Raw genomic sequence first — 11,837 nt, 5'->3', positions numbered from 1 at the left:
CAACGCGGTCAACGACGCGCTGGCGCCGCTCGGCGTGCGCCACCTCGACATGCCGGTGACGGCCGAGCGCGTGTGGCGCGCGATCCGGGACGCGCGCGCCGGCCGCCGGCGTTGACAAGCCCCGCGTCCTGCCATACCGTTCGTCTCAGCAGAGCCTCGAGCCAATCGCCGGGAGGCGCCATGCGCTACACGCGAATCTCCGCCGACTGCCACATCGACCTGCCCATGCTTCCCCCGGACATCTTCACCGCCAACGCCTCGGCGGCGTTGCGCGAGCGCGTGCCCTTCGTCACCGAGGGTCCGGACGGCCCGTACTGGACCGCCAAGAACGGCACCTCGTTCGGGCTCGCCTGCGGCGTCGGGCCGTCGGGACAGAAGCACGTGCCCGGGCAGAACTATCGGGTCGACGTGATGGCCTCGACGGGCCTCTACGAGGACGGCAAGAAGGGCATCCGCCGGCCGACGGACCCGGTCCTCCGCGCCAAGGACATGGATCGCGACGGCGTTCAGGCCGAGGTCATCTACGGCATTCTCGGCGCCGCCACACGGCTCAACGATCACGAGGCCGCCGCCGAGATGTTCCGGATCTACAACGACTGGCTCGTCGGCTTCTGCCGCCCCTACCCCGAGCGCACCATCGGCCTGGCCTGCCTGCCCTACGGCGACATCGACGGCGCCGTGAAGGAGCTCTACCGTGTCGCGAAGCTCGGGCTCCGCGGGGTGGAGCTCTCGTGCTCCTGGGACATGGAGCCCATGTGGCATCCGGTGTGGGAGCCGTTCTGGAAGGCGGTGAACGACGTCAACCTGCCGCTCCACTTCCACACCTTCCCTTCCGTGCCCCCGGGCAAGGCCGACAAGCAGACGGGGCTCACGCGGCGGGCGGCGTTCTTCACCGGCGTCTCCAGCTTCCAGATGAACCTCATCAACATCATCTCCGCCGTCATCGGCGCCGCCGTCCTCGAGCGCTATCCGAACATCCGGATCTCCTTCGGGGAGAGCGGCATCGGCTGGCTGCCCTACGCCCTCGACCGGATGGACTTCGAGTGGGAGGACCGCTTCCGCGACCTCGGCCTCAAGATGAAGCCGAGCGACTACTGGCGCCGGCAATGCAAAGCGACGTTCCAGTTCGACCGGATCGGCACGAGGCTGATCGACGACATCGGCGTGGAGACCTGCATGTGGGGCTCCGATTACCCGCACCCCGACGGCATCTGGCCGGAGTCGGGGAAGTACATCGAGGAGCAGTTCGGCCACCTGCCGGCCGACGTCACGCGCAAGATCACCTGCGAGAACGCCGGGCGCTTCTACGGCCTGCTCGCCTGACGCCGGCGACGCTCAATCGTTGGGGGCCGGCAGGGGCTCCACGCGCGCCGCGTTCTGGCGGACGCGCTCGTTCTGCTCCGCGCGCACGCGGCGCATGAGCGGGATCAGGGGCAGGATCGCGAAGAAGACCAGCGCGATCAGCCAGAAGTCGTCGGCGTACGCCAGCACCTGCGCCTGTTCGGTCGCGCTGCGGTAGAGCATCGCCAGCGCCTGCCGGCCGGCGGTGAACGTGTCCGCCCCCTGACGCACGAAGTGATCGGTCCATTCCCTGAGCCGTCCCGCCGTGTCGAGGCTCCAGACGTTCACGTGGGCGACCAGCGTGGTCTGATGCTCCTGGCCGCGCCGGACGAGCAGGGTCGTGGCCACCGCCACGCCGACGCTCCCGCCGATGTTGCGGACGATGTTGTAGGCGGCGGTGGCGTTCCCGAGCCGCTCGAGGCTGACGGTCGCCAGCGTCAGCGTCTGGAGCGGCACGAAGATGAAGCCCATCGAGAACCCCTGGAGGAAGCGGGGCCAGGCAAGGCTCCAGTAATCCATGCCGAGGGTGAGCCGCGCCATCAAGAGCGTCGCGAAGGCGCTCAGGAGGACCCCGCCGGCCAGCATGAGCCGCTGGTCCATGCGGGCGACGAGGCGCCCCGATACCATGAGCGCCAGCATCGTGCCGAGGCCGCCGGGCGCCAGCACGAGACCGGCGTTCCAGGCGTCGTAGCCCAGCATCTTCTGCGTGTAGAGGGCGATCAGCAGCATGCTGGAGTTGAAGCCGAGCCCGACGAGGGCGATGCAGATCGTGCCGACGGCGAAGTTCCGGTCGTTGAAGACGCTCAGGTCGAGGATCGGCTCCGCGGCCATCAGCTCGCGCAGGAGGAAGCCCGTGAGCCCGCACACGGCGAGGACGAACAGCGCCACGATGACGCGCGAATCGAACCAGTCCTCCTTCTCGCCGAGGTCGAGTGCCAGCTGCAGGCAGCCGAACCCGCACACCATGAGGACGAGCCCGAGCGCGTCGATCCCGCGGGGCTTCGCGACGAACGGCGAGTCGAACAGGAACGCGCTGACCATCAGGAAGCCGACGAACCCGATGGGGAGATTGATGTAGAAGATCCAGCGCCACGACCAGTTGTCCGCGATCCAGCCGCCCGCGGTGGGCCCCAGGATCGGCGCCAGCATGATGCCGACGCCCCACACGGCCATCGCCGTGCCCCGCTGCCGCAGCGGGAAGATCTCCCACATGATCGCCTGAGCCATCGGGATGACCGGCCCGCCGCCGAGCCCCTGGAGCACGCGCATCGCCACGAGGAACTCCAGGGTGGGCGCCATCCCGGACAGGAACGAGCTGACCGTGAAGAGCACCGTGCACGCCAGGAAGAGCCGCCGGCGGCCGAACCGGGCCGAGAGCCAGCCCGTCGCGGGAATGGCGACCGCGTTCGCGGCGAGGTAGGAGGTGACGACCCAGGACATCTCCTCGATGCCCGCTGACAGGGAGCCCTGCATGTGGGGGAGCGCGACGTTGGTCACGCTGGTGTCCAGGACCTGCATGATCGTGACCATCATCACGGAGAAGGTGATGGCCCAGCGGCGCGCGGGAGACAGGTCGAAGTCGTTCACGCCGACCGGCCCGTCGCTAGCCCCCGACCGGCCGGCGCGCGCTGGACTCCCGGCGCCTCCTCGAGCTCATTGAGCGCCGGCGCCTTGAGGATGCTCGTCGCCCGCCGCCTCACCCGCGCGCCATGAGCCAGAGCCCCGCCAGGGCGAGCGCGACGCCGCCGACGCGGCCGACGTGCTCGCCGCCCGGGACCACCTTCTCGACCAGGACGAAGGCCGCGATGCCCGCGACCCACGCGAGGTTCATCACCCCGGCGACGAACAGGAGCGCCATCAGGAGCCCGCAGCAGCCGAGACAGTAGGCCCCGTGGCGCAGCCCCATCACGAGCGCGCCGGCCGCGCCCTCCCGCCACTCGCTCATCACGAAGGCGAGCGGCGAGCGGCAGCGGGCCAGGCACGCGTGCTTGAGCGGCGTCCACTGGAAGACGCCCGCGGCGATCAGGAGCCCGCCGCCCAGCAGGGCGCTCGCGCTCGCCATGGTCTCCGATAGGAGCGCCGCGCGGTGGAGGCCCCACTGCGCGAGGCTCGCGAGCGCGGCGTAGCCCGTCCACACCGCGAGGTAGCCCGCGAGGAAGACGCCCGTGCCGACCACCGGCTGCTCCCGCTCGCGGCGCCGCCGGTACGTCGTCGTGAAGACCAGGATGACCGGGGCCGCGGACGGGACCATCATGGCGACCATCATGACGGCCCACATGACGAAGAGCAGGAGCACGTCGGCGGGGCCCCACGGCTGCATCTGGGGCATCGCCATGCCCATGTCCGCCTCCGCCATCGGCCGGGCCAGCCGGAAGAGATAGAGCCAGGCGAGGGCGGCCATGCCGACGAGCCCCCCGGTGACGATCGCGCGGTCACGCCGGAGCAGCGCTTCGAGCGCGTCGCCCATCTACTTGCGCGCTTTGCCGTTCGACCAGTCGAACTGGTAGAAGATCCAGTTCGTCTTGTCCGCCGCGACCGACAGTCCGGCGGCCGCCGCCCGGAAGGACCCCTGGCCGCACTGACCCTTCCGCCAGATGAACCCGTTGGGCAGATGGACGTCCGCCAGGTGCTCCTCGCCCGTCACGGGATTCTTGAAGGTGTCGCCGCGCCCCTCGCCGACGCCCTCCGCCCGGAACGTGCTCTTCCGTCCCTTGCCCTCGATCGTGATCTTCGCCTTCACGAGGCCGACGACCTCGGCCGTGGGCCCGAGGACCTCCCAGGGCATGCCGCCGAGCTTTCCCGTGAAGATCTGGCCGAGGACCTCGACCTGCTTGTCGGTCGTCTTCGGATCCACGACGAACGCGACCTTGCCGTGTCCCTCGTGGATCGCCTTGGGCCAGGCGTAGACCCCCGCGCACCTGACGCCCGAGAGGTCCACGGTCCCGCACTTCCCCTGCGCGATGGCGAGACCGACGAAGGCGCGGCAACTGCCGTCCTTCGAGTTGGGGAAGCCGCCGAAGTTGCAGCCGCAGCCGAAGTCGCAGTTGCAGAATTCGTAGCCGTTGCCCTTGAGGTGCCAGCGTGTCGTCGTTGCGGTCGCCATCATGTCCCCCCTTGGTCGGATCCGTAGTAGGATACGGCTACTTCGCGACGAGCGCGATCCCTCGGGCCCGGCAAGGAGGAGCGGACGATGCCGTACGACCTGGTGATCAAGAACGGCGTGGTGATCGACGGTTCCGGCCTCCCCCGCTTCCGCGCCGACGTCGGCGTCCGGCAGGGCCGCATCGCCTCCATCGGGCGCATCCGCGAGCGCGCGCGCGAGGTCATCGACGCCGAGGGCCGCGTGGTCTCCCCCGGCATCATCGACGGTCACACCCACATGGACGCCCAGATCTTCTGGGACCCGCTCGGCACCTGCTCCTGCTGGCACGGCGTCACGACCGTCGTGATGGGTAACTGCGGCTTCACGCTCGCCCCGTGCGCCGAGAAGGACAAGCACCTCGTCATCAAGAACCTCCAGCGCGCCGAGGACATCTCCGCCGAGGCGATGGAGGCGGGCATCAAGTGGAAGTGGACGACCTTCAGGGAGTGGCTCGACGTGCTCGAGGGCCTGCCCAAGGGCATCAACTACTCCGGCTACCTCGGCCACTCGGCGCTGCGCACGTACGTGATGGGCGAGCGCGCCTTCGCCGAGGTCGCCGGTGAGGACGATCTCCGCGCGATGGAGGCCGAGCTGCGCGACGGCCTCCAGGCCGGCGCCATGGGCTTCACCACCTCGCGCTCGCCGAGCCACGAGACGCCCGACCGCCGGCCCGTCGCGAGCCGCGTCGCGGCCTGGGACGAGGTCCGGCGGCTCGTCGGCGTGATGGGCGACCTGAACGCGGGGATCTTCGAGCTGGCGGGCGAGAATACCGACCGCGGCCCGGGGTACGAAGAGGCGCGCCGCGACTATCACCGGCGGCTGCTCGAGCTCGCCGTCGAGACGGGCCGGCCCGTCACGTTCGGCCTGTTCAGCCGCAAGGACGCGCCCGGCGTGTGGCGTGACTACGCGAGGCTCCTCGACGACACGGCGGCGGCGGGCGGGCGCATGTTCGCCCAGGTCCACAGCCGGGCGCTCTCCGCCCTCCTCTCGTTCAAGACCCAGCTGCCGTTCGACAAGCTCCCCGTGTGGAAGGAGATCCGGGCGCTGCCGCTCGCCGAGCAGAAGGCGAAGCTCGCCGATCCGGCGCTGCGGCCGAAGCTCGTCCAGGCGGCGCGCGCCCGCTTCGAGGGCCAGCCGCGCGGCACCGAGGCGCGCGCGGCCGTCTACGAGTGGCTCTTCGTGATGGACACGGTGGAGGGCCCGCACCGCTCGGTGGCGGAGATCGCGCAGGAGCGGCGCTGCGACCCCGTCGAGGCGATGATCGACCTCGCGCTCGAGAAGGACCTCGACCTCTTCTTCCTGCAGCCGATCGCGAACGAGGACCAGGACGTCGCGCTCGAGATCATGCGGCTGCCCCGCGCGGTGGTGACGTTCTCCGACTCCGGCGCGCACGTCTCGCAGCTCATGGACAGCTCGCTCCAGACGCACCTGCTCAGCCACTGGGTGCGGACGAAGCAGGCGTTCACGCTCGAGCAGGCGATCCGCATGCTGACGCTCGTCCCCGCCACGTACTGGGGCTTCGCCGACCGCGGCCTCATCCGCGAAGGCATGGCGGCCGACCTGATGGTGTTCGATCCCGACACCATCGCGCCCGAGATGCCCCAGGTGGTCCACGACCTGCCGGCCGGGGCCAAGCGGCTGATCCAGAAGACGCGCGGCATCGCCGCCACCGTCGTCAACGGCGAGGTCCTCCTGCGGGACGGCGAGCACACCGGGGCCCTCCCCGGCCGCCTGCTCCGCGGGCCCCTCGCCCGGAGGTCGTGACCGCCATGGCCGCGTCGGGGAAAGTCGCGATCGTCACGGGCGCGGGAAGCGGCATCGGCAGGGCCGTCGCGCTGGCGCTCATGCGGGAAGGCTACGCGGTCACGCTCGCCGGGCGCCGCAAGGAGGCACTGGAAGCCGTGGCCGCGGAGGGGAAGCCGTCCGGCGCGCGGGCTCTCGTGGTGCCGACCGACGTGGGCGATCCCGCGTCCGTGCGCGCCCTCTTCGCCAGGACGAAGGACACGTTCGGCCGGCTCGACGTCCTGTTCAACAACGCGGGGATCGGCGCGCCCGCCATCCCGCTCGAAGACCTGACCTACGAGCAGTGGAAGGCGGTCGTGGACACCAACCTGACCGGCGCGTTCCTCTGCACGCAGGAAGCGTTCAAGATCATGAAGAGCCAGGAGCCCCGCGGCGGGCGCATCATCAACAATGGCTCCATCTCGGCGCACGCCCCGCGGCCCAACTCGTCTCCCTACACCTCGACCAAGCACGCGATCACCGGCCTCACCAAGGCCTCCTCCCTCGACGGCCGGAAGTACGACATCGCCTGCGGCCAGATCGACATCGGCAACGCCGCGACGCCAATGACGGAGCGGATGAAGAAAGGCGTCCCGCAGCCGAACGGGACGGTCGTGCCGGAGCCCACGATGGACGTCGAGAACGTCGCGCGCGCGGTCGTGCTGATGGCCGGTCTGCCCTTGGACGCGAACGTCCAGTTCCTCACGGTCATGGCGACGAAGATGCCGTTCGTCGGCCGGGGGTAGCGCTCAGCCGGCGAGCTCCCGTCCGAGCTCGTCCACGCTGTCGGCCACGATCCCGACGAGCTCATCCACCTCCTGGCGGCTGATGCAGAGCGGCGGCGCCAGCCTGACGACGGTTCCCCGCGCGTAGACGATCGCCCCCCGGTCCCACGCCTTCCTGTCGATTTCGGCGACCCGCTTGGCGTCGAGCGGCCGGCCGGAGCCGTCGGGCTCGACCAGGTCCACGCAGACCAGGAGCCCGCGGCCGCGCACGTCGCCGACGATTGCCTGGCGCCCGAGCGCCGCCCCCAGGCCCTCGCAGAACCGCGCGCCCATCTTCTCGGCGTTCTCGACGAGACCGTCCACCTCCATGATCCGGAGGTTCGCCAGTGCGGCCGCGCAGGCCACGGGGTGGGCCGCGTAGGTGTTGGGATGGACGTTCTCCTCCGTGGCGTCGTCGGGGAACGCGTCGGCGAGGTGCTCCCGCGCGATGCTCGCCGACAGCGGGATGTAGCCGGAGGTGATGCCCTTCGCCACGGACATGAGGTCGGGCACGACGCCTTCGTGCTCGACCGCGAACCACCGTCCCGTGCGCCCGAAGCCCGTGATGACCTCGTCGGCGATCAGCAGGACCTCGAGCTCGTCGCAGATCGCCCGCACCGCGCGCAGCCAGCCGAGCGGCGGGATGATGAAGCCGCCCGAGGACAGGATCGGCTCGAGGATCACGGCCGAGACGGTCTCGGGGCCCTCGCGCAGGATGGCCTCGCGCAGCGCGGCGGCGCGCCGCTCCACGAGCTCCGCCTCGGTCCCCTCGCCGCGGTCGCGGAACGGGTGCGGCGGCGCGACCTTCGCGAAACCCGGGAGCTGGAGCGGCGCGTAGGCCTCGACCATGTGCGGGAGGCCGCACACGGCGAAGGTGCCGGTCGTGGCCCCGTGGTAGCCGCCTTCGAGCGCCAGGACTTTGTGCTTGCCTGCCCGGCCGCGGGCGAGCCAGTAGTGCCGGGCGATCTGCATCGAGCGCTCGTTCGCCTCGGACCCACTCACCGCGAACAGTGTGTACTTGAGATCGCCGGGCGTCAGGGCGGCGAGCTTGGCCGCCAGCTCCGCCGCCGGCCGGTTGGAGAACTGGCGCGTGGTCGGGTAGTACGCGAGGCGGATCGTCTGCTCGGCGATCGCCTCGGCGATCTCGCGGCGCCCGTGGCCCACGTTCACGACGGCGAGGCCCGCGAACCCGTCCATCAGCTTCTTGCCCCGCTGGGTCCACACCCAGACGCCTTCGGCGCGATCGATGACCAGATCCTCGTCGGCGAGCCAGGGGTGATCCTGCGTCTTGTGGGTCCAGAGGTGCCGGATCGTGTCAGCGCCGGTCATGCGGTCTCCTCACGGGGTCCGCGGACCGCCACGCTGCGGACCTCCACGTCATGGTCGCACAGAAAGGGCGGCGCCTATCTTAGAGCCGATCCGCCCGAGGCCCCGGGATGAGGGTATGATCGGCCGGGGCGGGCAGCGCACTCTCACCGGGGGACATCCGTGACCGCCGACCAGCCCGAGAGCCGGCTACGAGCGATCGCGAGGACAGCCGTGCGCACGGCAGGCGGCGACACGCTGGGGGCCGTGGACCGCTTCATGGCTGGTATCGAGGCCGAGCTCGGCGCGGGCGCGAACGTGGATGAGCTCTTCGCCGAGATCCAGGGCGTCATGAAGGACGCCCCGACGCTCGTGGCGGGCGCCGAGGAGGCGCTCCGCCTGGCCGGGGGTCACCGTGGGACGGCGGAGGCGATCCTGCGCGAGCGACTCGACGCGCGCGAGAACCCAGAGTTCACGGGACAGACGAAGACGGAGATGCGGCGGACCCTGGTGCCCGCGCTCTTCCGGATCCTCAGGGAGGAACACGAGGCGTACCGCCGCGACCGCGGCGCGTGAACCCTGCCCCGGCCCGGCGTCGGCTAGGCCTGGACCAACCCGCGCCGGACGGCGTAGCGGACGAGGCTGGCGGTCTCATGGATGTTGGTCTTCCGCATGAGCCGCGTCCGGTGCGACTCCGCGGTCTTGAAGCTGATCGAGAGGAGTCCGGCGATCTCCTTCGTGGATTTCCCCTCCGCGATGAGCTGCAGCACCTCCCGCTCCCGGGGCGAGAGCGGGTCGACCGGCACGTCCGACTTGTTCAGGTACGCCTGGACGACCGTCTCCGAGATGCCGGGGCTCAGGTAGGTCGCGCCGCGCAGGACCTCGTGGATCGCGCGGATCAGATCGGCGGCGGCCTGGGACTTGACGACGTAGCCCCTGACGCCCGCGCGGAGCGCCTCGAGGACCCGATGGTCGTCCGTATGCATGGTCAATAAGATGGCCCGCGTGCGCGGGCACGCGTGCAGGATCTCCCGCGCGGCGTCGAGCCCGTTCAAGAGCGGCATGGAGAAATCCAGGATGGCCACGTCCGGCTGGCGCTCCCGAGCCACACGCAGCGCCTCCTGGCCATCGCCGACCGCCCCCACGACTTCGAACCCCTCCCGCTCGAGGAGGGCGCCCAGCGCCTGCCTCACGATCACATGGTCATCGGCGAGCAGCACTCGGTTTGGCATGGCTATGACTCCGGCCGGCCTTCGGCCACGGCGTGGTCGAAGGTCTTCTTCCGCAGCCGGTCGCGCAGCGCGGCGTACGACTCGACCCGGATTACGCGGTCGAACTGGCTCCGGTAGCTCGCGATGAAGCTCCAGCCGCCCACCACCACGTCGTAGATCCGCCAGCGGCCGTCGCGCACGTGCATGCGGTAGTCGAGCGGGATCTCCGTGCCGCGCCCGGTCACCACCTTGGAGTGCACCGTGGCGAGGTCGCCCTCGACCGACTCGCCGGTGAAGGTGATCGTTTCGCCCGAGCACGCCTCGACCTGGGTGAGGTAGGAGCGCTCCAGCAGGTCGCGGAAGAGCGTCACGAACTCCGCCCGCTCCTCCGGCCTCAGCACCTGCCAGTGACGCGCGAGCGAACGCCGCGCGACCTCGTCGAAGTCGAAGGTCTCGCGGGAAATCCGGCGGATCTCCGCCAGCCGGTCGGACGTGGAGGCGCCGCTCGCCGCGCCGTGCTGCGCGAGGCTTAGGACCTGCGTGAGCGCGGTCTCCACGGCCTCACGGGGCCCCACCGCCGGCCCCGCGGCGGCCGGTGCGGCCACCAACAGCCACGCTGCCACGATCGTCGTCACCGTTCTCGTCCGCATCGCTCTCTCCCTGCCCGCCCCCCGGGCGCGGCGCTCGCGTTCGCGCGTGTGCGACATGGAGCACGTTGCTCCCGAGGCCACGGTAGGCGGCGAGGCCGGGACGGCCAATCAGGTGAATCCTCGACCGAGGCCGCTGAAAACCAATGACAAGGCCCTTGTGAATAACTGATCGGGCTCGCAAAACCCCTGGATTGACAGGGCGGTTCGGCACCGCAGCCGTTCGACGTCCGCGCGTGGGACGAGCCCGTCGTCAGCGACAAGTGTCCGCAATCGTTGGCACTGCTCGGGCTTTCCCGGCACGAACTCTGGGGGGTTCTCCACGCGGGATGTAGGGGCTTTACCTGGTTCTCCGGGGAATTCCCAGGCGCGAGCCTGCTCTCCCGCAACTCGCGCGCGGCACATGCGGCGACCAGAGTGTTCGGAATGGAGGCACGCGGATGGCGCCACAGCCGCCGCCGCCCTCACCGGGCTCGCTGGGCCGCACCACCGGGCGAGCGCGCTCAGAGCGGGCTTCCAGTACTACCTCGAAAAGCCCGTGGACTTGGACGCCCTCCTCGGGGTCGTGGCGAACCTGGCGACCCCCAACTTCGCCGGAATTCCCGACTGATTTACTCCTGCCGCTGAGGAGTCGCCTCAGGCTGGCCGCGCGCGACCTCCGGGCGAGTCCGTATGGCCCACTCGGGGATTCTTCTGCAGTGAATCCGGGAATCACCTGCTGTTCAGGAGAATCCCCAAGAGACAACCTCCTTGCCATCGAGCCTCGCTTCTGAGCGACCGAGGCGAGCGCGGAGGGGAGAAGGTGGTCATTCGTGAGCTGCAGCCCGTATGCAACGCTGAGCCCGCGGGGCTCGGAGCGGTAGGGGCGTAGCATGCGGCGAAGCGGGCTCGACATGCCGCGCGTGCTGGGCGCCGTCTGGGTACCGCTCGACCGGGCGATGCTTTGCCTGCGCGACGAGACGGTCTTCGACGCCGACGAGCGGCGGTGTCCGAAGTGCGGTAGGGAGAGCTACGTGTCGCTCGCGTCGTGGCTGAGTCGTGGGCAAGCGCCGCGCGTTTCAGGTCCCGAGACGAACTAACGCCGTGCGGCTCGGGGGCACGGAGGCTCAGGTAGGGGAATTCCCCGGAGCGAGGATTCTCTGACCGCCGATTGGGGTACCTGCCCGATTCGCGCGCGTTCCCCAATCGCTAGACTCCACCTCATCACTGGTGGAACGGCCATGACGAGGGTGCCCGGACCGGGAGGTCTTCAATGGACGAGCTGGCTGAGGCTCTCGAGCGGCTGAGCCGGGGTGAGTATGGGACCTGCGCCGAGTGCGGCGGGGCGATCGCTCGGGCGCGGCTCCACGCCCGGCCCGAGGTGCAGACCTGCCTCCACTGCGAGGACGGGCTCGCGCGCTGGCGGGTGACCCTGCCCGCGCCCCCCGTGGCGAGCCGGCTCCCATGAACGACAGCGCCCTCCCCGACAGCCCGATGGTCGTGCAGGCGTGGTGCCCCGGCTGCGATCCCGACGTCGATCCGACCCGGGCGCTGGTGTACACGCGCTGGTGCGAGGCGCACCAGCCCGGAGTCGGTGGCGCGGAGGACGAGCGCGTGACGCGGCGGGACGACTTCTCCCTCTACGCGTCCTCGGAGGCGGACTCGG

At 70.3% G+C, this 11,837-nt stretch carries 13 protein-coding genes; 7 read left to right on the top strand and 6 right to left on the bottom strand.

Annotated features, from left to right (window positions below):
* Positions 1-180: 180 nt before the first annotated feature.
* On the top strand, positions 181-1,323 hold the full coding sequence (locus VKG64_13640; GenBank protein HKB26082.1) for an amidohydrolase family protein: 1,143 nt from the start codon (positions 181-183) through the stop codon (positions 1,321-1,323).
* Between the two features lie 12 nt (positions 1,324-1,335).
* Here VKG64_13640 and VKG64_13635 read toward each other — a convergent pair whose 3' ends face one another.
* The 3 genes from VKG64_13635 to VKG64_13625 form a co-directional block, all read right to left on the bottom strand.
* Positions 1,336-2,928: a DHA2 family efflux MFS transporter permease subunit gene (locus VKG64_13635; protein HKB26081.1), complete on the bottom strand. Its 1,593-nt coding sequence runs from the start codon at positions 2,926-2,928 to the stop codon at positions 1,336-1,338.
* A 109-nt stretch (positions 2,929-3,037) separates the two neighbouring features.
* A complete protein-coding gene (locus tag VKG64_13630; protein HKB26080.1) occupies positions 3,038-3,808 on the bottom strand; it encodes a DUF2182 domain-containing protein in 771 nt (256 codons plus the stop codon).
* Positions 3,809-4,447, bottom strand: coding sequence for a DUF1326 domain-containing protein (locus VKG64_13625; protein ID HKB26079.1), 639 nt, complete (start codon positions 4,445-4,447; stop codon positions 3,809-3,811). It lies immediately after the preceding gene.
* A gap of 84 nt (positions 4,448-4,531) precedes the next feature.
* Between VKG64_13625 and VKG64_13620 the strand changes: the two genes are divergently transcribed.
* Both VKG64_13620 and VKG64_13615 read left to right on the top strand, forming a co-directional pair.
* Positions 4,532-6,247 (top strand): amidohydrolase family protein, encoded by a 1,716-nt coding sequence (locus VKG64_13620; protein ID HKB26078.1) that lies wholly within the window; start codon positions 4,532-4,534, stop codon positions 6,245-6,247.
* 5 nt (positions 6,248-6,252) lie between these two features.
* A complete protein-coding gene (locus VKG64_13615) occupies positions 6,253-7,011 on the top strand; it encodes an SDR family oxidoreductase (GenBank protein HKB26077.1) in 759 nt (252 codons plus the stop codon).
* 3 nt (positions 7,012-7,014) lie between these two features.
* Here the strand turns inward: VKG64_13615 and VKG64_13610 are convergent, their stop codons facing one another.
* On the bottom strand, positions 7,015-8,358 hold the full coding sequence (locus VKG64_13610; protein ID HKB26076.1) for an aspartate aminotransferase family protein: 1,344 nt from the start codon (positions 8,356-8,358) through the stop codon (positions 7,015-7,017).
* 210 nt (positions 8,359-8,568) lie between these two features.
* Here VKG64_13610 and VKG64_13605 point away from each other — a divergent pair, with 210 nt between their 5' ends.
* Positions 8,569-8,910 carry a hypothetical protein gene (locus tag VKG64_13605; protein HKB26075.1) on the top strand — a complete coding sequence of 114 codons (342 nt, stop codon included), beginning with the start codon at positions 8,569-8,571 and terminating at the stop codon, positions 8,908-8,910.
* Between the two features lie 23 nt (positions 8,911-8,933).
* On the opposite strand, the gene VKG64_13600 is transcribed toward VKG64_13605, so the two are convergent.
* Positions 8,934-9,566, bottom strand: a complete 633-nt coding sequence (locus VKG64_13600; GenBank protein HKB26074.1) for a response regulator transcription factor — start codon at positions 9,564-9,566, stop codon at positions 8,934-8,936.
* 2 nt (positions 9,567-9,568) lie between these two features.
* The gene (locus VKG64_13595; GenBank protein ID HKB26073.1) at positions 9,569-10,195 is read right to left on the bottom strand and encodes an ABC transporter substrate-binding protein; all 627 of its coding nucleotides are present in this window, start codon (positions 10,193-10,195) and stop codon (positions 9,569-9,571) included.
* Between the two features lie 869 nt (positions 10,196-11,064).
* Between VKG64_13595 and VKG64_13590 the strand changes: the two genes are divergently transcribed.
* From VKG64_13590 to VKG64_13580, 3 genes are all read left to right on the top strand, one after another.
* Positions 11,065-11,271: a hypothetical protein gene (locus tag VKG64_13590; protein HKB26072.1), complete on the top strand. Its 207-nt coding sequence runs from the start codon at positions 11,065-11,067 to the stop codon at positions 11,269-11,271.
* Positions 11,272-11,444: 173 nt separating this feature from the next.
* Positions 11,445-11,639 carry a TraR/DksA C4-type zinc finger protein gene (locus VKG64_13585; protein HKB26071.1) on the top strand — a complete coding sequence of 65 codons (195 nt, stop codon included), beginning with the start codon at positions 11,445-11,447 and terminating at the stop codon, positions 11,637-11,639.
* A partial coding sequence (locus VKG64_13580) for a hypothetical protein (GenBank protein HKB26070.1) occupies positions 11,636-11,837 on the top strand: 202 nt, incomplete at its 3' end. The genes VKG64_13585 and VKG64_13580, both read left to right, overlap by 4 nt.

Source organism: Candidatus Methylomirabilota bacterium (assembly GCA_035260325.1).
Taxonomy (GTDB): Bacteria; Methylomirabilota; Methylomirabilia; order Rokubacteriales; family CSP1-6; genus AR19.
This window is presented reverse-complemented; position numbering and strand designations above follow the sequence as displayed.

Excerpts from the sequence above, each read along its gene's own strand:
- VKG64_13620 (HKB26078.1), top strand. The coding sequence starts at position 4,532 with ATGCCGTACGACCTGGTGATCAAGAACGGCGTGGTGATCGACGGTTCC.
- VKG64_13625 (HKB26079.1), bottom strand. The coding sequence starts at position 4,447 with ATGATGGCGACCGCAACGACGACACGCTGGCACCTCAAGGGCAACGGC.
- VKG64_13600 (HKB26074.1), bottom strand. The coding sequence starts at position 9,566 with ATGCCAAACCGAGTGCTGCTCGCCGATGACCATGTGATCGTGAGGCAG.
- VKG64_13590 (HKB26072.1), top strand. The coding sequence starts at position 11,065 with ATGCGGCGAAGCGGGCTCGACATGCCGCGCGTGCTGGGCGCCGTCTGG.
- VKG64_13630 (HKB26080.1), bottom strand. The coding sequence starts at position 3,808 with ATGGGCGACGCGCTCGAAGCGCTGCTCCGGCGTGACCGCGCGATCGTC.
- VKG64_13615 (HKB26077.1), top strand. The coding sequence starts at position 6,253 with ATGGCCGCGTCGGGGAAAGTCGCGATCGTCACGGGCGCGGGAAGCGGC.
- VKG64_13610 (HKB26076.1), bottom strand. The coding sequence starts at position 8,358 with ATGACCGGCGCTGACACGATCCGGCACCTCTGGACCCACAAGACGCAG.
- VKG64_13595 (HKB26073.1), bottom strand. The coding sequence starts at position 10,195 with ATGCGGACGAGAACGGTGACGACGATCGTGGCAGCGTGGCTGTTGGTG.
- VKG64_13585 (HKB26071.1), top strand. The coding sequence starts at position 11,445 with ATGGACGAGCTGGCTGAGGCTCTCGAGCGGCTGAGCCGGGGTGAGTAT.
- VKG64_13640 (HKB26082.1), top strand. The coding sequence starts at position 181 with ATGCGCTACACGCGAATCTCCGCCGACTGCCACATCGACCTGCCCATG.